General features: G+C 67.7%; 17 protein-coding genes and 1 pseudogene. 7 read left to right on the forward strand and 11 right to left on the reverse strand.

Features of this window, described 5'->3' with window-relative positions:
- Positions 1-230: 230 nt before the first annotated feature.
- Positions 231-683 (forward strand): HGGxSTG domain-containing protein, encoded by a 453-nt coding sequence (locus AB4Y83_RS08885; RefSeq protein WP_442296598.1) that lies wholly within the window; start codon positions 231-233, stop codon positions 681-683.
- A gap of 151 nt (positions 684-834) precedes the next feature.
- Here AB4Y83_RS08885 and AB4Y83_RS08890 read toward each other — a convergent pair whose 3' ends face one another.
- The 4 genes from AB4Y83_RS08890 to AB4Y83_RS08905 are packed head-to-tail and all read right to left on the reverse strand — an operon-like array spanning position 835 to position 4,542.
- Positions 835-1,566: a DUF6339 family protein gene (locus AB4Y83_RS08890; protein ID WP_442296599.1), complete on the reverse strand. Its 732-nt coding sequence runs from the start codon at positions 1,564-1,566 to the stop codon at positions 835-837.
- Positions 1,567-2,427, reverse strand: a complete 861-nt coding sequence (locus tag AB4Y83_RS08895) for a hypothetical protein (protein WP_442296600.1) — start codon at positions 2,425-2,427, stop codon at positions 1,567-1,569.
- 1 nt (position 2,428) lies between these two features.
- Positions 2,429-4,318: a hypothetical protein gene (locus AB4Y83_RS08900; protein ID WP_442296601.1), complete on the reverse strand. Its 1,890-nt coding sequence runs from the start codon at positions 4,316-4,318 to the stop codon at positions 2,429-2,431.
- Positions 4,315-4,542 (reverse strand): hypothetical protein, encoded by a 228-nt coding sequence (locus AB4Y83_RS08905; protein ID WP_442296602.1) that lies wholly within the window; start codon positions 4,540-4,542, stop codon positions 4,315-4,317. The genes AB4Y83_RS08900 and AB4Y83_RS08905 overlap by 4 nt, the downstream gene beginning before the upstream one ends.
- A 120-nt stretch (positions 4,543-4,662) precedes the next feature.
- Here AB4Y83_RS08905 and AB4Y83_RS08910 point away from each other — a divergent pair, with 120 nt between their 5' ends.
- From AB4Y83_RS08910 to AB4Y83_RS08925, 4 genes and pseudogenes are all read left to right on the forward strand, one after another.
- Positions 4,663-4,854 (forward strand): hypothetical protein, encoded by a 192-nt coding sequence (locus AB4Y83_RS08910; protein ID WP_442296603.1) that lies wholly within the window; start codon positions 4,663-4,665, stop codon positions 4,852-4,854.
- 57 nt (positions 4,855-4,911) lie between these two features.
- A pseudogene (locus AB4Y83_RS08915) lies at positions 4,912-5,164 on the forward strand (ISL3 family transposase); the annotation flags it as partial.
- 277 nt (positions 5,165-5,441) lie between these two features.
- Positions 5,442-5,891: a very short patch repair endonuclease gene (locus tag AB4Y83_RS08920; RefSeq protein WP_442296604.1), complete on the forward strand. Its 450-nt coding sequence runs from the start codon at positions 5,442-5,444 to the stop codon at positions 5,889-5,891.
- A 161-nt stretch (positions 5,892-6,052) separates the two neighbouring features.
- Positions 6,053-7,471 (forward strand): MvaI/BcnI family restriction endonuclease, encoded by a 1,419-nt coding sequence (locus AB4Y83_RS08925; RefSeq protein WP_442296605.1) that lies wholly within the window; start codon positions 6,053-6,055, stop codon positions 7,469-7,471.
- On the opposite strand, the gene dcm is transcribed toward AB4Y83_RS08925, so the two are convergent.
- The 5 genes from dcm to AB4Y83_RS08950 all read right to left on the reverse strand — a co-directional run bounded on the left by dcm (position 7,468) and on the right by AB4Y83_RS08950 (position 13,069).
- Positions 7,468-8,688: a DNA (cytosine-5-)-methyltransferase gene (dcm, locus tag AB4Y83_RS08930; protein ID WP_442296606.1), complete on the reverse strand. Its 1,221-nt coding sequence runs from the start codon at positions 8,686-8,688 to the stop codon at positions 7,468-7,470. The genes AB4Y83_RS08925 and dcm overlap by 4 nt on opposite strands.
- 144 nt (positions 8,689-8,832) lie before the next feature.
- On the reverse strand, positions 8,833-10,338 hold the full coding sequence (locus AB4Y83_RS08935) for a recombinase family protein (protein ID WP_442296607.1): 1,506 nt from the start codon (positions 10,336-10,338) through the stop codon (positions 8,833-8,835).
- Between the two features lie 9 nt (positions 10,339-10,347).
- Positions 10,348-10,719 (reverse strand): hypothetical protein, encoded by a 372-nt coding sequence (locus AB4Y83_RS08940; RefSeq protein WP_442296608.1) that lies wholly within the window; start codon positions 10,717-10,719, stop codon positions 10,348-10,350.
- Entirely contained in the window at positions 10,716-11,504 is a 789-nt protein-coding gene (locus tag AB4Y83_RS08945; protein ID WP_442296609.1) for a hypothetical protein, read from the reverse strand. The genes AB4Y83_RS08940 and AB4Y83_RS08945 overlap by 4 nt, the downstream gene beginning before the upstream one ends.
- A gap of 692 nt (positions 11,505-12,196) precedes the next feature.
- Positions 12,197-13,069, reverse strand: a complete 873-nt coding sequence (locus AB4Y83_RS08950) for a hypothetical protein (RefSeq protein ID WP_442296610.1) — start codon at positions 13,067-13,069, stop codon at positions 12,197-12,199.
- A gap of 236 nt (positions 13,070-13,305) precedes the next feature.
- Here AB4Y83_RS08950 and trpS point away from each other — a divergent pair, with 236 nt between their 5' ends.
- Positions 13,306-14,472: a tryptophan--tRNA ligase gene (gene trpS / locus AB4Y83_RS08955; RefSeq protein WP_442296611.1), complete on the forward strand. Its 1,167-nt coding sequence runs from the start codon at positions 13,306-13,308 to the stop codon at positions 14,470-14,472.
- An 82-nt stretch (positions 14,473-14,554) separates the two neighbouring features.
- Here the strand turns inward: trpS and AB4Y83_RS08960 are convergent, their stop codons facing one another.
- Together AB4Y83_RS08960 and AB4Y83_RS08965 are read right to left on the reverse strand one after the other, a co-directional pair.
- Complete coding sequence (locus tag AB4Y83_RS08960) at positions 14,555-15,421, reverse strand: lysophospholipid acyltransferase family protein (RefSeq protein WP_442296612.1); 867 nt, start codon at positions 15,419-15,421, stop codon at positions 14,555-14,557.
- 74 nt (positions 15,422-15,495) lie between these two features.
- Positions 15,496-17,160, reverse strand: a complete 1,665-nt coding sequence (locus AB4Y83_RS08965) for an alkaline phosphatase D family protein (protein WP_442296613.1) — start codon at positions 17,158-17,160, stop codon at positions 15,496-15,498.
- A 295-nt stretch (positions 17,161-17,455) separates the two neighbouring features.
- On the opposite strand from AB4Y83_RS08965, the gene acs reads away from it, so the two are divergent.
- On the forward strand, positions 17,456-19,441 hold the full coding sequence (gene acs, locus AB4Y83_RS08970) for an acetate--CoA ligase (protein WP_442296614.1): 1,986 nt from the start codon (positions 17,456-17,458) through the stop codon (positions 19,439-19,441).
- Positions 19,442-19,542: the final 101 nt, after the last annotated feature.

A 19,542-nucleotide genomic window follows, 5' to 3' on the forward strand; every position in this document is an offset into this window, starting at 1 on the left:
ACCCTCAAAGGCGCCAGCTACCGGCTCCGCAACCGCGGCATCGACACGCTGCCCAGCATCAGAACCCAGGACACGGCAGACTAGAAACCACGAACCGGTGGCCTCGATTTAGAACGTCGGATCGGCCTCATTTTCGAGCGTTGTCGACAACGGTGCGCTGCACGGCGACGGTGAACCTGCCCGGCTTGGAGGCGAGACCCCGGCCATCCTCAGAAGGGGACAGTGACCTCATGGAGCCTCCAGACCTCTTGGAACCACCCCGCATCGACGAGCAGAACAGACGCCTGTGCCACGCCACCAGCAAGCGCACGGGGGAGCCGTGCAACGCCCCTGCCATGCACGGCATGGACGTCTGCCGCATCCATGGCGGGTCGGCCCCTCAGGCCCGCAGGAGCGCCCGCCAGCGCCTGCTCGACCTCGTCGACCCGGCGATCGCCACTCTCGCCCGCGAAATGGAGCAAGCCGAGAGCAGCTCAGACCGGCAGAGGGCCGCCAACAGCATCCTCGACCGCGCCGGGTACGCGCGCCTGCCCAAGATCGACGAAGACGAAGCCCGCGACATCCTCGTCCAACGCCTGATCGAACTACGCGACGCTCGGGTGAGCCGTGCGACTCGCGGCGCGAACGTGATCGAGGGTGCCGTCACCGAGCCGAGAAAAGCGCACTCACGAGAGACGGAGTAGGGCGGGTCCTCCGCGTGAAGACATAGCCGGAGTCCGACCGGACCCATTGGCCACCTTCCTGGCCCGCGGGCCGTGATGCGATTCACGCATCGTTGGGACCTTCGACTCTGACACACCTTGTTGGCAACGCGTTGGCTGAGGCCGACGGGGGCTACGTGCGTTGAACCTCTTGCATCATTTCGATGAGGGCTTGCTCCGATAGGGCCTCCAGCCGCTGATATCCGGCACGCAGCCGCACTTCCTTGGCCAAGTCCTTAATCGCTTGCCCTTGGTTAGGAGCTGTCGAGCCTTGCATCGCCTCAACGACAGCCCACATCACTGGTGGGCTTGATCCCAGCTCACGTTCGAATATGGCTTGCACCCGATCCTCGTTTGCGAAGACCCATCGGGTATAGGCGTGAGGGTCACCGGAATTGCGACTTATTGGTCGACTCATCGAGGAGTCATGCGTCAACTCCGCCATCCACCAAAGCCGTGCAATGCCGTGGCGCACCAAGCCTTGCCGGGTTGGCCGTAGCAGCAGCCAGCGGTCAAGCACCCGCCCCTTCCAGTTGCGCACGCCCTCCAACTGCCAACGTCCGAGCATGTACTCACGCTGGGTCGTGAGTGCGAGATAGGTCCACAGTCGTGGGTCGGCCGCGTTCGCGCGGTCGACGAGTCCAAGGCCTTGAAAGACGAGCACGGCGTTCTCGCCGTCGTCTTCGGGAACGAGCGAGTCCGAGAACTCGATGGCGCCCGCCAGTGGCAGCGTGTTGAGCGGGTCCAACACCAGGTTGTCGACCGCGGCGAAGAAGTCTTCAGGGTTCTCCGCTTGGTCCAACCGCTCCCTGATGAGGTTCAGGGAGTTATAGGTGAATACGAAATCGGATGTCAGGCCGGTCATCTAGTCCTCATCTTCCGTAAACAGTGGGTTCACCAAGGTGGAAGTGATGGCGTGGTCCAAGATCAGCTGCGCGGCCACAAGTGGTGAGGTTGCCCGGGCCGCGAAACGGTCGGCCAGATCCTGTATCGTCGAGTACCACGCTTTACCGGACAAGTCCTCGCTACTGGCATCCGCCGAATTTCGCTCCATGAAGGAGAGGGTCTCCATCAGGGCCGGCAGCACGACGAGCGATATCTGCAGGTCCGGCCTGTGTCCGAGGRCCTTGAGCCCCTCGGCCATTTGCACTGACATCACGATCACCACTTGCTCGTCGTCATCGAAGCGCAGGCGCAGATCTCGCGGGCATAGTGGGTCTGGAACGAGTCGGAAGCATGAGCCAAGTGGCGGCTGCATGGGGTCGAAGAGTTTGTCGGCGAAGAATTCGAATCCGTACCCGTCGGCGAGATAGTCCCCTACAGCGACGGCGAACGACTGGGTGCCGTAGTCAGTGTGTTGTCGCGTCCAGCGAAGATCCGACAGTGCACGCGCCGCGACGACAGCGACATCGACGCGCACTCGATCACGGACCATCCTTTGATCGATCCACCCTGCGTACGTCTTTCCATCCACGTGGTCGGCGATGACGTCGACCGCGAGGTCACCACTTGCCAACGTTGCGGCGCAACTCCACCGCACGACGAGCTGAGCGTCCCCCGCGCTGAGCATCGATCCAAGGTCCGGATCGTCCGAGCGGAGTCTGAACCTCACCTCGACGTCATCAACCAAGGGGGTCACGGCGATGTTCACGACATCGAAGACCGACGCCACGTCGTCCGCATGGCCCAGTACTGGATGCGGAAAGGAACCGTCGCGCACGACCACGTCACATCACCCCCAGCCTGAATCGTCGATTCTCGTTGAGCTTGATGCGCAACCGCACTGGCGATCCCGCCCGGATCGCCACATCCCTGATGGCGTTGCCGTCGACTTCAAGGTCGACCGGGCTGCCGTTGCTCTCGTCCGTGACGGCAGCGATCGGGAGCACGTAGTCCTCCTCCACCTGACCACCAGATCCCAACGCGCGAAGCCAGAGATCGCCTTCCACGTCATCGTCTGCCCTCAATGCGGCGATGATGTCGCCTGTGGCTTTGTCCGACCAACTGCGCATGCGCACTGAGCCCGCCGCGATCTTCGCCCGCCCCTCACCCGCCGCACCGTGGCCGGGAAGCCCGATGTCCCCCTTCTTGCGCCGCCCGTCCCCACCGGTGTCCTTGCCTTTGGCGATCGGATCGTCACCGCCCGAACTGGCGGGTTTCTGGACCCGGACGGCGACCGACCCGCCCCTCGTGTTCGTGACTCCCAGTTCATCGGCCGGCTTGCCCTGGATCCCGGCCGACTCACGGTCCGTACCCTCGGAGTTGGAAGGACGGCCGCCGTTGCCATTGGCGGGATCCCCTTCCACGCCAAGCGAAGACGGCAGGAAGCGGCTTAGACCCTTGATCTTGATTTCAGCGCCGATCTGCTGACCGACCTTGGCCTTCAGACCTCGACCGATGAAGTCCTTGACTGCCTTGACCGTCGCAGTCCCTCCTGCCGCCCGGCCAGGATCCCACTCGTTGTGCAGCGGAGGCTCAAGGACCCGCAGCTTGTCGTTTCCCTCGTCGTTGGAGCATTCCATGATCGCCGCATACTTGGCGGAGATCGAGTTGTGGCGGTACGTCGTGACATGCATCAGTTGTTTGCGCATCGTGATGGTGTTGAGTTTGTGAGGAAGCGCGTCGTCAACCTCGACAAAGAGACGCATCTCCCCGAGGCCGCCGACGACCTCGACGTAGGGGTCCGGGTCCATCATGGCCCGGTAGAAGGGCGCCGCTTCGGCGACCAGCGGGACACAATCACTCAAAGAACTCTTGTCAAGAACCCATTTGCGCGTGGGAGTGTGGCCCTCGACGATGAGCCGCCCGCGGTGGATCGCGACCATGAAGTCAGACACGAAGGCGTCGCGGATCGCGGTGAGTTCCGGATCGTCGCCAGCCTTCCCGTAGCCCAAGATGTAGACGTCGGTGCCTTGTTCCGTGCGGACGCCGAACGGGCCGATCGGACCGGGGGAGCGCAAGTAGTGGAAGTCGGTCGTGTCGTTCTTGTCCGTGAAGAAACCATCCGCTTGGCGGTACGCGCCGTTGATCTTGTGCGTTGCCAGCTGGCTGTAGCCGGCAAACACAACCTCTGAGGAGCCACGAGGGAGCGACGTCCAGAGAACGGTGCGCAAGTCGGAAGACATGGTGCCGACCGAGGAGCCGACGCCGAAGCTCCCTCCCCCACCGCCCTTCCCGGCGCTGATGCCTGCACCGCGGGTGAGCGCTACCAAGGGTTCGGCATAATCGTCCGCTCCCTCGCCACCCGTCAGTCCCAAGGTCCCGTAGTCCCCCACCCGGAGCACCATGATGGAGTCTTGGTCGACGGCATCTGCAGCGGCTTGGAGTCGCGTGTTCCCGGCGTCGATAGAGCGGGTCGCCTCATCCGCGGCTCGGAGATGGAGCCGAAGGGTTTCAAGGTCCGGGATGTCCGCGGTCGGCATCTCTGCCAACTCAAAGACCATTCGGACGACGCCGCTTCCGTCCTTGTCGACTGCGTCCAGCGAGTTCTGGCCCAACTCACGGGCCAAGGACATATCGGACTTGGACCCCTTGAAGTGCTCCTCGTCCGCGGAGGTTGCGCCTTGGGGTCGCGACAGGCCGGCCTCCTCGAAGTAGAACCCGTAGTTGCGCTTCACCTGAACTGAACCTTCCTGGTTGAGGGGGCCTGCGGATCAAAGAGTGCTCGGACCTCGCGCAGTTCTCGCTCGATCGGCTCGAACAGCGCGTCCACCTCAGCCTCGCCGTAGTCGTAGTTCTTTCGGTTGGACAGGTTGCCGAGCAGGTTGATCTCTCGTATCAGCCGATCCCCGCGGCTCACCGCGAGGCGTCTGAAGCGCTCGTTCTTGGACTCAACTGCCATGCCGATCCTCTCCCGAAGCCTAGGACAAGGCTACATATCCAGCATTTAGCCGTCAAGTATCAGCCCCCCGTCGAGGGCGAAGCGCCTTGGCGGCGTACCCGACCCGCGGCGTCGACATCCATGGCCGATATCGCTGTGCCGGAGGTCCGCTTGGGCAGCACCGACACCGAGGTGTTGCGGCGCGTTCAGCAGGCATGGCACCAGCTCATAACTGCGGCCCGGCTCCAGCGTGCCGACCGACTGGAGAAGAAGGTGAACTGGCTCATCACAGTTGACGGCGTGGGGGTCTGCGGCGCGCCGGTGGCTAGGTAGGCGTCGAGGTCTCCTGAAGAAAGAAGTTCTGACACTGCCCATCTGGAAGACCTCGGCATGCCCGACGCTACCTTCACCCGCCTTGGCCTCACCACGTTCTGCGTCTCGACGAGCTTGGCCTTCAGGTCGTCGGTCAACGACTCGAACCCGGCCGGGCCGTGCTGGCCTGCCGTGTCCTCGAGCCCGACCGGTCGTGCCGAGCCTGCGGTTGCGAAAGGACCGCTTGGGACAGCGTCACCCGGAATTGGCCCACGAACCCTTCGGGTGGCGACCCACGACGCTGGTGGTGACGGCCTGCCAGGGTGTCTGCGAAGTGCGCCGGGGCCGTGAAGTCCATGCGACCATCGGCGCATGGACAAGGTCACGGTGGCTACGCCCCCATCGTGGGTTCGTTCCACGCGGTCGTCGTTCGCGACGGTGAGGCCATGGCCCGGAACAACCAACTCTTCTATGCCTTATGAGAGTTGAGAGGCCTGCGGTGAACCCATGTTCGAGGGGCAGTTCGCCGATGGGACCAGGATCTTGGTCACCCAAGCGGATCATGCCTTCGCGGCGGGCCGTGGAGACCAGAAGCGACCGGACATGACATGAACGTCCATCCGGAGACCGAGCCCACGCAGCCACCGGTCAACCCGTCGGTTTCAGCGAGGTTCGCAAGGACGCGTGGTAAGGACACCAAGCCCGAGATGCTGGTGCGCCGCGAGCTGCACAGTCGCGGATTCCGTTACCGCGTAAATATGAGGCCGATCCCGGACCTTCGGCGCACTGGCGACATCGTCTTCCCGAGACAGCGTGTGGTGGTGCTCATCGACGGATGCTTCTTTCACGCGTGCCCGGTGCATCACGTCCCGCCCAAGACAAGGGCCAAGTTCTGGGCAGACAAGGTCGCGGCCAACGTGGAACGGGACAAAGACACGACGGCTCAGTTCGAGGCCGCGGGCTGGAACGTCCTTCGTTTCTGGGAGCACGAGCCTGTTGGCGGAGTGGTGGCACGGATCGTGTCAGCAGTCGAGGGGAGAAACGCAAATAGTCCTTAGACCGCGGTGCGGCATCCGCGGCGAGATGCGAGCCTTGCGGCAAGATCCGTCGGATGATGCGGAGCGAAGATCGAGATGCACTGTACGAGTCGTGGGCTCGATCAAGAAGCCTCCGTCACGTAGCAGAACTCCTACTTTCTCGTCGTGTCGATAAGGCCTACGTGAAGTTCCTGCCGCCTAGACAGGACAACGACAAGAACCAGATCTACCTAGGAAAGGACCTCGCAGGTGCGGCCTCTCTCCTCCCCTACGGCCACATCAAGGTTCGTGTCGGTGGCTCGCAAAAAGTAAAGGCTGATGGTAGGCCCATCTACCATGCCGACGTCCGGTTCGCTTGGCTGCTTCCGTTCGGCGGCATCGCCTTCGCTCCCCACGCCAAACTGACCTACCACCCTCAGTATCCCGAGGTACGGCTCTCCGGCCTGATTGAGGAATGTACGTGGCCACCTCGGAGCATGTATGTGCGCAGTCCCACCTCTCAGGTTCCGGGACGCGTCCTGGTTCTCGGAGTGGCAGGAGAGCAGGTCTTTGGGCTCCTGCTGCCGCCGACTTCGCTTGCAGCGCGTGAGCTGGCAGACCTCCGCAGTTCAATGACTTCCGAGGGGGTGCTTTATGCCTGGCCCTTCGCGCCCACGGCAGAACCTTCGATCGTGGAACGAGAGGTCCTCCTCGGCGAACTGCATGGGGTGGCGCAGCGACTCATCGTGCCCGGTTGTCGGATCGACAAATCAGGGACTCTGGTCCTGACCAACGCACCGAATGCAGGAGGAGCGACTCTGGAGGCCCAACTCGGGCTGCAGTCAAACCCTCAAAGCCGGCCAGACTTCTATGGCTGGGAGTTGAAGGCACATGTGGCCAAGAAGTTGGATCCAGTGACCGGTGCTGGATCGTTGACGCTGTTCACTTCCGAGCCCAGCGGGGGACGGTACAAGAAGTCGGGATTCGACGATTTCATGAGGGCCTATGGGCACGAAAACCCGTCCAAGGTCAACCGCTACAACCACGCCGGCACCCTGCGGGTCGGTAGCCCGTTCAGCCCCAAGAACCAAACTCGACTCGTGATGGTCGGCTACAACGGGGTAGCACGTGAGCATGACCCGGACGGCTATCTCGCTCTCGAGTCGGTCACGGGCGACCTCGCAGCGTCGTGGACGTTCGCGGACCTTCTGGACCACTGGCGAAAGAAGCACGCTCGGGCCGCCTATGTGCCGTACCTCAGCCACCCCAGCCTTGGCGGCTACCAGTACGGCACCGTCGTCCGCATCGGCGAAGGTGCCTCGTTCCTTGGGTTCCTGACTGCGCTTGCCGAGGGCCGCGTCTTGTATGACCCCGGGTCGTGGCTGCTGCACGACGGCACCGGCAAGAAGGTCGACGAGAAGCGGCGCAACCAGTTCAGGATCCAATCCACGAACGTCCACCGCCTTTACACCCGAATGTTGACTCTCCGCACGGAGGCGTACGCACCGAACAACGACCTGTCCTCGCGCAACCTCAGACGTCTGGGCGTGACGCTGCCAAGACTTGGTGCCCTCGCACCGTCCGAGGCCCGGCCACCATCCCCCGAGCTGAGGCTGTTCTAGACCGCCTCCGACAGGCGCTCATTGGCGGGAAGGATGCTCGGAACCATCTGTTCGGCCACCGCGCGGATGAGGGGGACCACGAGGCTATTGCCGAACTGACGGTACGCCTGGGTGTCGCTCACCGGGATCCGGTACTCCTCAGGAAAGCCCATCAGGCGAGCGCACTCCCTCGGCGTGAGGCGTCGCGGCCGCTTTCCCTCACCGCGGTCGACCAGAATTTCCGAGCCGTCCTTGTAGTACCTTGCCGACAGGGTGCGGGCGACGTCGTCGGGGCCGACGAGGCCGAAGCCGAACCCGTTTCCCGCCTTGCGATGCTTAGCGGCGTAGTCCTGCAGGTAAGCCCACAGTCGCGGCGTCAGCGTGTACTTGTCCGCGACCCGGGCCAAAGGCCCCTCGGTGTACGGCGTTTCGGGCTGCTCGGTGCCGTCCTCTGGATGGAGGATGCGGCTCATTCGGGGCGAGTCGGTCGGGATCTTCAGGTTCTCGAACTTGAAGCTGTGGTTTCCGTCGAAGCCGACAAAAATGATGCGACGTCGGCCTTGGGGCACGAACGGGCTGGCATCAAGGACCTTCGGGACGACCTTGTAGCCCAGCTCCTTCTCCAGCGTGTGCATGATGACCCTGAAGGTGTTCCCACCATCGTGCGAGACCAGATTCTTGACGTTCTCCAGCATGAAGGCCCTCGGACGCTTGGCCGCGATGATGCGGGCGACATCGAAGAAGAGCGTCCCCTGCGTCACGTCCTGGAAGCCGTGTGGCCGACCGAGGGCGTTCTTCTTCGACACGCCGGCGATGCTGAAGGGCTGGCATGGAAAGCCGGCTAGGAGGACGTCATGGTCGGGGACCTCCTCCTCGTCCACCGCCTTGATGTCGTCAGCGAACTCGTGGTCATCGCTGTGGCCGAAGTTCGCTGCGTAGGTCTGCTGGGCGTGCCCGTCCCACTCTGAGGTGAAGACGCAACGCCCGCCCACCTGCTCGAAGGCGAGCCTCGTGCCCCCGATCCCAGCGAAGAGGTCCACGAACCGGAACGTGCCGCCCCTGGGAGTCGTGTCGATATGCATGCGAATGGCGTCGCCGAGGTAGCCCGGGCAGGCCGACTCGTGGTTCTCCCACCGTCGGACGGTCCGTTCGTTGACGCACAACATCTCCGCGATCTCCCGGTGACTCTTCTGGCGTCGCAGTTCCAGCAGCATCTCGTGCGAACTCTTCTGGTGCATGTGGGGGATGTCAGCCTTCCATGGGGATCCTATGCGGACATATTGCCCGCGAACGAGCCTAGCGAGGAGGAGGCGCGCCGTGGCGGGCGCCAACCTATTGGACGGCACCGACGGTGATGGTCTCGGGGCTCGCGCCGTAGGTCGTCACGAAGCTTTCAGCACCTCCCCCGTCGCGGGGTCGGTTAGCCGGAGCCGCTTATCGGTCCACGTCCCACCACGACGCGGGTTGGGCAGCACCTCGACGGTCAGCAACTCGCGCAGCAGCGCCCGCTGGACGTCCACTGGGGCGTCAAGGAACTCCTGTGCGGGGTCGACCGCGTTGACGATCGGTGACGCCGTAGAGCGACGCAGCCCCTCCGCGATCCGGGCCTCAACGTCGGCCAATTGGGCCGTGACCATGGCGCTCGACTTCGTGAGCAGGGCCGCTGTGATTGAGCCCGCCGCATAGTCGTTCTCGAACTGCTCCAGTCGCGCCAGGAGGGTCATCCGCTCCTCCCGATCGCCAGCTAGCCGACCGTCGTCCTGAGGGCTCAGGCCAGCCACGACCCGGGGGTCGCGCAGAAGGCCGGCGACGATGTCGCGCACATACTCGTCTGTCTGCGCCGAGCTGATCGTGAGGTGCGCCTTGGCCGTACAGCGGTAGAGGTAAGTCCGGGTCCGCCGGTTGCTCTTGGGCGTGGCCCCATACGGTGCGGGCCGCAGCGGGGTGCCGCACAAGGCCTCCTGGGCGTCGTCCCCGCGAAGAGAGGGGTCCTCCTGCCTGTGCCCGCAGAGGTAGATGCCGGATCCCAGCCAGCGCGGCACGTTGCCCTTGGTCTCGGAGCGTCGCGAGGCATCGTTGAGGAGCCCGTGCACCGCCCTCCACGTCTCCTCTGGCACGACGGCATCCCACACCGCCTTGCCCACAATCTGCATGGTGCCGCGGCTTGCCCGCCCCGTGCTGAGTAGTCCGGCGTTGCGGGGACGCATAAGGACGTCACGGAGGAGCCCGTACGTCCACGGCTTGCCCCGTGAGGTCGTCAGGCCCTTGTCGCTGAGGTCCCGGGCGACCGCCGCCAACGAGCGCCCGGCAAGCACGGCGGTGCTCGCCTCGCGAATCACGTCGGCCTCGTCCTCCCGGATGGTGACCCCGTCGGCCTCGTACCCGTAGGGCCTCATGCCGCCCCGGTACTTCCCTGCCACGGCGGCCTGCTTCTTTGCAGCCCGCACACGGCCCCGGGTCTGGGCGGCTTCCTTCTGCGCCACGGCCCCGACGATGCGGGCGATCATCTGCCCGGTGTCCGTCGACAGGTCAAGGTCCCCAGCCGTGACGGTCGCAACCCTGACGCCCGTTGAGTCGCAGACGTTGATGAACGACTCCAACTCTGTGGTCCGGCGGTGCAACCGGTCTGGGTGCCACGCAACGATGGCCTTGACCCTCCCGGAGCGCACTGCACCCAACATCGCCTCGTACTGCGGTCGAGGCTTGCCGCTGTAGGCACTGATGTCGTTGTCGACGAAAGCTCCGACAACTTCCCAGCCGTTGCGCTCCGCGAGCGCCCGGCATTCGGTTTCTTGCCGCTCGACGCCGAGCCCTTGGCCGGTTGGATCGCTTGAGATTCGGGCGTAGATGGCGGCGGGCAGTGGGGGACCGGTTGTGCTGGACTCCATATGTATATTCTACGGTTTCGACTCGTCGAGGCGGCGCCCCGCGATGCCGGCCAGGCGGACGGCAAGACCTCGGGCGTCGTCGGCATCGAGCCGCTCGCCCACCCACTCCATGCCGTGCCCACGGTCGACCCAGATGCGTCCGTCGCCGTTGACGGCGATGTCGGTGACGCCCGGCTCGGCGAGCCAGGGGTCGAGCGGCCCGGCGCCGAGCACCCGCGAGGCCAGCGCCGACCGGGTCTCGGCGACACGGTGGGCTCCGAGCGCCCCACGCTCCTGGGTCGCCACCTCGGCCACCGCCGCGCGGTCAGGCCCGATGCCGTCGCGGACGCGCTGCCACACCGCTGGCGTGAGCGAGCCGCCGGGCCGTGGCTGGACGCTCACGCGGCGACCGCCTGGCCGGTGAGCCGCAGCAGCAGCTCGTCGGCGGCACGCACGACCTCGCCGCGTCCCCGAGCGCCCGGCGGCAGTCCTTCGGCCACCTCGGAGACGAGGCGCCGGTCGTCGCCGACCGTGGCCACGAGAGGCACGTCGAGGCCGTCCATGACGAGGTCCTCGAGGTCGGGCTCGATGCGGGCTCCGCGCAGGACGACCCACGGCTCGATCGGCAGCAGTGGCTGGGCCTCCCACGCCCGCCCGGCGTCACGCAGACGGCGGAGCAGGCCGCGCACGCCGGACACGACGGCGGCAGTCGCCGCGAGCTGCGGCACCTGGGTGCCGGACACGACGACGACCGCGTCGACGAGCAGCCCGACGCGGGCCAGCACGGACGGGTCTCGGGACAGGTCGAGAACCGTCAGGTCGTACGCGTCGGCCAGGCCGGCCACGACGTCGGGCAGGCTCTGCGCCCACCCGTCGCCCGTGTCGTCGAGCGGACCCACCCAGCCGGAGCCGCCGCTCCCCGAGAGCACGGGCACCCCGCACGAGACCGGGAGCTCGTCGGCGAGCCCGAGCCCGTCCACGACGCCCGCCACGTCCGCCAGCTCCGGCCAGCGCCACCCCGGCTCCTGCTCGAGGCCGAAGACGACGTCGAGAGACCCTGAGACGCGGTCGAGGTCGACGGCCACGACCGAGCGTCCGGCCGCGGCGGCGCGCACGGCGACCGCAGCCGCGAGGGTCGAGGACCCGACCCCACCAGAGGCCGGCACGAAGGCGATGACGTTTCCCATGTGCCCACCGTCACGCACGGGACGGAGCCGGCCCAGCGGCATACGCAAGCCGGTGGATACCCGGCCCCGCGCCCGAGGGGATGTGGACAAGCCGACCCAGCAGCACGCACCCGGCCCGGAAAATAGTGGTGGCCTTCGTCCGGGGGAAGACGAAGGCCACCTCACGAGACTGGCACCGGGGGGGAGGGGCCAGATCGCGTCGGTGCTCGACCCATGAGGGGAGCACCACCAACAATGCTGGACGCTAGTCCTTCGGATTGCAAACCGAGAAGTCACGACACGCGGTGATTTCTCGCGATTTGTCACGACACGACAGAAACGTTCAACTCCGAAGGCGCCGACAGATCCTCCCACACAAGGCGGAGGCCCCCCGACCAACGGTCGGAGGGCCTCCAGAGAAGCTCCGGGCTACCAGGCGTGCATTCTCGATAGTGTCGCCCCGGTTGTGCGCCCGGGGGTGGACTGTTCCAAGGGAACTGCTCTCGCGTGGGTACTCGGCCTCTTCTCGAGACATCTGTTCTGCGTGGATCCGGATCTACGCCTCTCGGCGATGTGGTTCCTGAGTCCGTTCTACTCCACGCCGTCGGCGTGGCGACACCCCCCACGTCGCCGCCGCGGCAAGAAACTGTCCACCCCCGTGGACATCCCGCACGAATCGCCGCTCCCGGCCTGTCAGCCAGGGCTCAGATGACTCAGGTGAGTCGTCCCGCCCGCACCGCGTCGCTGATCCGCTCCCCCTCCGCGGCGCCCCGGACCATCGCCTCCCCCGCCTGGGCGAGCCAGAGGCCGACGCCTGCGGCGCCACCCTGGGCGTATGCGGTGAGCGCGCCGAGGTAGGCCGGCCCACCGTTCGCCATGTGGCCGGCTTCGGGGACGGCGACTCCGGTCGGATCGAGCCCGAGGGCCTGGACGAGCGCGCGCTCCATGGCCCGGGCCACGAGCCCGTTGCCGTGGACGAAGGGGCGGATCGCGGCGATCTMTGCGTGCACGAGGGCGGCGACCACGGACGCCGGGACGCGGTTGCTGCCGGCCGAGGCGACGATGACGTCGGAGAGCGAGGCGAGGCGTGCGGCGACGACGGTCGGTGGCGGGGCCGGCCCGAGGTCGACGAGCTCGGTGCATCCCTCGTCACCGATGCGCGGACGGCCGAGGGCGTCACCGCTCACGACCGGCGACGCGGCGGCGACGTGGAGCCGAGCCAGCGCCTGGAGGGGCGCGGCGCGCACGAGCGCGACGACGCGCTCGCTCTCTGCCGTGGCCGAGACGGCGCCCTTGAGGGTGCGCAGACCGGGGTCGAGGTCGTCGGGCCAGTCGCGCGCGCCGCTCATCAGCTCGCGCACGACGTCGACGGGGAAGTCGGCACCGTCGAGGGCCGCGCTAGCCTGCGCACCGCGCACCCGGGACTCGGCGGAGGCCTCGGGGATGCGCCGACGCAGGGCCTCGTGGAAGCGGAGCGCCGTGCAGGCCTCCCGGGCGGCGTCGGCACGGGCGCGCACATCGGGCAGGTCGGTCAGCGCGGCCAGCTGGTCGAGCAGCAGGGTCCGGGAGGGCTGGGCATCAGGCACCGCCCCAGCGTAGGAGCGGTCGACGTGGCATCCGGACGTTCGACAGCCCTCGGGGGCGTGAGTACCCTCACTGACATGAGTTCGACCGTCGCACCGACCCGCGCGTGGTGGCTGCCCAGTTGAGGCGGCCCGTCGAACCAACCCGAGATCCGGAGCCGCCCACGGGCGGCTCCTCGCATGTCCACGACGTGTGGCGAGGTCTCTCCCGTGGGCACCCACCACGACCAGGAGAGACCATGACCAGCATCACGAGCAACAGCGCGATCAGCAGCACGACCCGCTCCGCCACACCGCCTGCCCCCGGCGACGCCGACGAGAGGGCGACGTATGCCGTGGCCCTGGAGCGCAGCGCCGTCCTCGACGCGCTCATCGACGAGCACGCCGTCGGAGTCGACGGCACCGGCACCGAGGGCGCCGCACGTTTCCGGATGCTCACCGGCGACCGTCCCACCGGTCCGCTCCACATCGGCCACTACCTCGCCAGCCTGCGCAACCGGGTCAGGCTGCAGGACAAGGGCGTCGAGACGTTCGTCGTCATCGCCGACTACCAGGTCATCACCGACCGCGACTCGGTCGGCGAGATCGGTGCCAACGTCCAGGGGCTCGTGCTCGACTACCTCGCCGCCGGCCTCGACCCGACTCGGACGACGATCTTCACGCACAGCGCGGTGCCGGCCCTCAACCAGCTCATGCTGCCGTTCCTGTCGCTCGTCACCGACGCGGAGCTGCGCCGCAACCCGACGGTCAAGGACGAGCTCGCCCTGTCCGACGGACGGCCACTGTCGGGCCTGCTGCTCACCTACCCGGTGCACCAGGCAGCCGACATCCTCTTCTGCCACAGCCGGATCGTGCCGGTCGGCCGGGACCAGCTGCCGCACCTCGAGCAGACACGAGCCATCGCGCGCCGTTTCAACCAGAGGTATGCCGCGGGGCACAGCGTCTTCGCCGAGCCCGAGGCGCTGCTCAGCGAGGTCCCACTGCTGCTCGGGACGGACGGCACGAAGATGAGCAAGAGCAAGGGCAACGTCATCAACCTGCGCGACAGCGCCGACGAGACGGCCGCCCGGGTCCGGGCCGCGCGGACCGACTCGGAGCGACGGATCACGTTCGACCCCAAGGGCCGTCCTGCCGTGGCGAACCTGCTGACGATCGCGGGACTGTTCCTCGACGAGGCACCGGAGGCGGTGGCCGAGCAGGTCGGCGACGGCGGCGCCCAAGCCCTCAAGAGCGTCGTCACCGATGCGGTCAACGAGTCCCTCGCCGGGCACCGGGCGCGGCGGGCCGACCTCGCCCGCGACCCGGCATACGTCACCTCGGTGCTCCACGAGGGGAACGCGCGCGCCAACGAGGTGGCCGAGCGGACGCTGGCGACGGTGCGGGCGGTGATGGGGATGAGCTACTGAGACCCGCGAAACCACATCGCCTCGCCGGCGCCCGGGAGGGCGACGTGCCCAACGAGCAGGACGAGGCCAAGGATCGTGCGGACTACGAGGCGCTCTCACGGATCGACGGGGGCGCCTGAGTGCCACCACCCGTCGAGACTCGACTGCGCCGGAGGCGACGCAGGCGGACCCCCTTGCGGGAGCGCTGGATCCGCGCCTCGGCTGCGAGGTCTGCCTGGCGCATACCCTCCTCGTCGAGGCGCAGACCCTCCTCGGGGCCCGGCGCTGTGCCCCCGCGGGAGGCGGGGATCCACCAGCGGTCGGCGTCGTCCTTCGGCTGGTCGGGATAGGCGTCCATCGCCTCGGCGAGCACGACCTGCAGGCGGTCCCGCAGCTGCTCGGAGACGGCGTACGGCTCGGCGTCGGGTGCGGGACTCAGCGGTTCGCCCACCACGATCGTGACCGCCGTGCCCCGGCGGAGGCTGAACCGACCACCCACGGTGAGGATCCGCTGGCTGCCCCAGACGGCCACCGGGATGAGCGGCACCTGGCACCACGTCGCGACCGCGGCCGCGCCGGGACGAAACGGCCGCAGCTCCCACGAGTGCGAGATGGTCGCCTCGGGGAAGAGACCGACGACCTCACCCGCCCGGGCCCTCGCGACGGCGTGGCGCAGCGCGACCTCACCGTGTGCTCGGTCGACGGCCACGTGCCCCATCGCCCGCATCGCGGCACCGACGAGCGGTGGGGTGAAGACGCCCTGCTTGGCGAGGAAGCGGACGAAGCGACCCCGCTGTCGTCCGACGAGACCGACGAACAGGAAGTCGAGGAAGCCCACGTGGTTGGCGGCGAGCACCGCGCCACCCTCGCGCGGCAGGTGCTCAGCGCCCCGTACGTCGATGCGCAGCCCGAGCGCGGCGAAGACCCCGAGGGCGGCACGGATGACGAGGCGATAGGTCCGGTCGGTCACACCACATCTTCGTCACGGCCACCCGCCCGGATGGCCCCGACACCCCCACCACTCGAGGGAGTTCGGGCGTGCGCTCAGGCGCTGCCGTGGGTCTCCTCGCGGATCGTGTCGGCGACGATCTGCTCCTCGCTCGGGGTCGAGCGCCGCAGGGTCGTCGTCGTCAGCGGGTGGTCGGCGGTCTGCCGCAAGCCGCGGACGCCGTCGTCGATGACGAACTCCGCGCGGGTGAACGCCTCCGCGCCGGGTGTCGTCACGACCGGCACGCACCGGAAGCGCGCCGTCAGCTCGGACGGGGTGATCGTCGTCGAGACGTAGCCGCGCAGGTTGGTCCAGAAGCGCAGGTTGGGGTTCCACGCGGCCCACGGGTGCTGGCCGGTCGGGCTGTCGTAGCCGTTGCCGCCCGACGTGATCGAGCTCGTGATGAGCTCCGAGCCGACGACCTCGCCGGGCTGGTCCCAGTCGAGGTAGAGGTCCGAGGCCCAGTGGGCGTGCACGTCGCCGGTCAGCACGACGGGGTTGCGCACTCCGGCATCGAGCCAGCCCTGGGTGACCCGCCGACGCGACGCGCGGTAGCCGTCCCACGCATCCATCGACACGGTCGTCCGCGCCGTCGCGTCGTTGTCGCGCTGCCCGAAGAAGACCTGCTGGCCGAGCAGGTCCCACCGCGCCTCCGACTGCCGGAAGCCGTCGAGCAGCCACTGCTCCTGCTCCATCCCGGGCAGCGAGCGCGTCGGGTCGTCCGCCGCGGGACAGTCCTTGTAGCCGTCGCCGCAGGCCTGGTCGGAGCGATACTGGCGCGTGTCGAGCATGTGGAAGTTCGCGAGCCGACCCCACCGGACGCGGCGGTAGAGGTCGAGGTTCGGGCCGTCCGGCATCGACGAGCGGCGCAGCGGCATGTTCTCGTAGTACGCGCGGTAGGCCGCGGCCCGGCGCTGGAGGAACGTCGGCGTCTCGGCGACCTTCTCGGGGACGTCCCCGGCGTAGTTGTTGTCGACCTCGTGGTCGTCCCAGACGGCGAGCCACGGCGCAGCGGCGTGCGCAGCCTGGAGGTSGGGGTCGCTCTTGTACTGCGCGTAGCGCTGCCGGTAGCCGGCGAGCGTCGTCGTCTCCGGGCCGGCATGGTTGCGGCCGACGCCGTTACCGCCACCCTCGTACTGGTAGTCCCCGAGGTGCAGGATGACGTCCGGCCGCTCCTCCGCGAGGCGCCCATAGGCCGTGAAGTAGCCCGCGGGGAAGTTCGAGCACGAGACGAACGCCATGGCGAGCGCCGACGGGGTCTCCCACGGGTTCGGCGCGGTGACCGCCCGACCTGGTTCGGAGAGGTGCTTGCCCAGACGGAAGCGGTAGAAGTACTCCCGCCCCGGTCGGAGGCCGTGGACCTCGACGTGCACGGAGTGGGCCCAACCGGGCTGTGCCGCAATGGATCCCGCCTTGACGATATCGGCGAATCGGTCGTCCGACGCGACCTGCCAGTTCAGCTGGTAGGTGGCGGACGGCATACCACCGAGTCCGTCGGCGGCGAGCGGGTCGAGGGCGAGGCGCGTCCAGAGGACGAAGCCGTCGGGCTCGGGGTCGCCGCTGGCGACGCCGAGGGTGAAGGGGTTGGCGGCCGGGACGACGGCCGCCGCGCTCGGACGGCTGTCGAGGACGACGCCGGCCCCGGCGAGGGCGACGGTCCCGGTGGCGAGGCCACCACGGAGAAGGGTTCGGCGAGAGGGCAGCTGGTGAGTCGTGTCCATGTCGTCCACATTTGTGACTCCGCGGCCGGCGCAGCCCACCACGCGGAGAACCTCAGGTGAAGCGTTGGGCCGGATGGCGTATGCCGTCCGCCCGCCGCGGGTGCCCACGGGCCCGACCGCTCGTCCTCGGACTCGGACCGCTCGGCGGGCTACTCGTCGGTAGCGATGAGACCCGGCTCACTCCGCCCTTGAACCGCGAACTAGCCTGCGTTTGAGTTGTGCATCAACCACGTCGACCCCGCCGAGCACGCGGGCGGCGCGACCGCACCATCGTCGATGCGAAAGGGTGACACCAGTGAGCGAAGAGCCGCTCGACAACCTCGTCCATGAGGGACTGACCTTCCCACCGCCGCCCGAGTTCGCCGCGCAGGCGAACGGCACGGCCGACCTCTACGAGCAGGCGGCTGCCGACCACGAGGGTTTCTGGGCCGATCAGGCCCGCACCTACCTGACGTGGAGCACGCCGTTCACGCAGTCGCTCGACTGGAGCAACCCGCCCTTCGCGAAGTGGTTCGCCGACGGCGAGCTCAACGCGTGCGTCAACGCCGTCGACCGCCACGTCGAGGCGGGGCGGGGCGACAAGGTCGCGATCCACTTCGTCGGTGAGCCCGAGGGCGACACCCGCGACATCACGTACGCCGACCTCCATGCCGAGGTGCAGCGCGCGGCCAACGCCCTCGCCGACCTCGGCGTCGGCAAGGGCGACACCGTCGCGATCTACCTGCCGATGATCCCCGAGGCCGCGGTCGCGATGCTCGCCTGTGCCCGACTCGGCGCCCCGCACTCCGTCGTCTTCGGCGGCTTCTCGGCCGAGGCCCTGCACTCGCGCATCGACGACGCCAAGGCGAAGGTCGTCATCACGTCAGACGGCGGCTACCGCCGCGGCGCCCCGTCGGCCCTCAAGCCCGCGGTCGACGCGGCCCTCGACCACGACGACACGTCGGTCGAGCACGTGCTCGTCGTCAAGCGCACCGGCCAGGACACCGCGTGGAACGACCGCGACGTCTGGTGGCACGAGGCCCTCGAGAAGGCCGCGCCGACCCATGAGGCGCAGCCCTTCGAGGCCGAGCACCCGCTCTTCATCCTCTACACGTCGGGCACGACCGGGAAGCCGAAGGGCATCTTCCACACGACCGGCGGCTACCTGACGCAGGCGGCCTACACGAACGCCGTCGTCCACGACGTCCACCGCGACACCGACGTCTACTGGTGCACGGCCGACATCGGCTGGGTCACCGGCCACTCCTACATCGTCTACGGGCCGCTCACCAACGGCGTGACGCAGGTGATGTACGAAGGCACCCCTGACACCCCGCACCAGGGGCGCTGGTGGGAGATCGTGCAGGACTACAAGGTCACGATCCTCTACACGGCTCCGACGGCCGTGCGCACCTTCATGAAGTGGGGCGCCGACATCCCGGCGAAGTTCGACATGGGCTCGTTGCGGCTGCTCGGGTCGGTCGGCGAGCCGATCAACCCCGAGGCGTGGCTCTGGTACCACAAGCACATCGGCGGGGGACGTGCCCCGATCGTCGACACGTGGTGGCAGACCGAGACCGGCGCCATCATGATCAGCCCGCTGCCCGGCGTCACGACCCTCGAGCCCGGCTCGGCGCAGAAGCCGATCCCCGGCATCAGCGCCGAGATCCTCGACGACGAGGGCAAGCCGTTCACGACGCCCGAGCAGGTCGGCTACCTCGTGCTGACGAAGCCGTGGCCGTCGATGCTGCGCGGCATCTGGGGCGACCCGGAGCGCTACAAGGAGACGTACTGGTCGCGGTTCGGCGAGAAGTACTACTTCGCCGGCGACGGCGCGAAGTACGACGCCGACGGCAACATCTGGCTGCTCGGCCGCGTCGACGACGTCATGAACGTCTCCGGCCACCGCCTCTCGACGGCTGAGATCGAGTCAGCCCTCGTGTCGCACCCGAAGGTCGCCGAGGCCGCGGTGGTCGGCGCCAACGACGAGACGACGGGCCAGGCCGTGTGCGCCTTCGTCATCCTGCGCCAGGAGTTCGTCGAGGAGGCCGACGAGGTGGGCGAGGGCAAGGACCTCGTCCAGGAGCTGCGCAACCACGTGGCCAAGGAGATCGGTCCGATCGCGAAGCCACGCTCGATCATGATCGTCGGCGAGCTGCCCAAGACCCGCTCCGGCAAGATCATGCGACGCCTCCTGCGTGACGTGGCCGAGGGTCGCGAGGTCGGCGACGTGACGACGCTCGCCGACAGCTCGGTCATGGACCTCATCAAGACCGGTATGTCGACGGGCTCCTCCGACTGACCCATCGATCACCGGCGCCCAACCCGATGCCGATGCCGCCCCTCCCGCGCACCTGCGGGAGTGGGCGGCGTCGGCGTGAAGAGGCCCGAGAGGTCGTGTGC

The organism is Terrabacter sp. RAF57 (assembly GCF_052113925.1).
Classification (GTDB): Bacteria; Actinomycetota; Actinomycetes; order Actinomycetales; family Dermatophilaceae; genus Terrabacter.

What these genes read in the sequence shown, in the direction of transcription:
- AB4Y83_RS08885 (WP_442296598.1), top strand. Translation starts at nt 231, where the DNA reads ATGGAGCCTCCAGACCTCTTGGAACCACCCCGCATCGACGAGCAGAAC.
- AB4Y83_RS08890 (WP_442296599.1), bottom strand. Translation starts at nt 1,566, where the DNA reads ATGACCGGCCTGACATCCGATTTCGTATTCACCTATAACTCCCTGAAC.
- AB4Y83_RS08905 (WP_442296602.1), bottom strand. Translation starts at nt 4,542, where the DNA reads ATGGCAGTTGAGTCCAAGAACGAGCGCTTCAGACGCCTCGCGGTGAGC.
- AB4Y83_RS08910 (WP_442296603.1), top strand. Translation starts at nt 4,663, where the DNA reads ATGGCCGATATCGCTGTGCCGGAGGTCCGCTTGGGCAGCACCGACACC.
- AB4Y83_RS08920 (WP_442296604.1), top strand. Translation starts at nt 5,442, where the DNA reads ATGAACGTCCATCCGGAGACCGAGCCCACGCAGCCACCGGTCAACCCG.
- dcm (WP_442296606.1), bottom strand. Translation starts at nt 8,688, where the DNA reads ATGCACCAGAAGAGTTCGCACGAGATGCTGCTGGAACTGCGACGCCAG.
- AB4Y83_RS08935 (WP_442296607.1), bottom strand. Translation starts at nt 10,338, where the DNA reads ATGGAGTCCAGCACAACCGGTCCCCCACTGCCCGCCGCCATCTACGCC.
- AB4Y83_RS08945 (WP_442296609.1), bottom strand. Translation starts at nt 11,504, where the DNA reads ATGGGAAACGTCATCGCCTTCGTGCCGGCCTCTGGTGGGGTCGGGTCC.
- trpS (WP_442296611.1), top strand. Translation starts at nt 13,306, where the DNA reads ATGACCAGCATCACGAGCAACAGCGCGATCAGCAGCACGACCCGCTCC.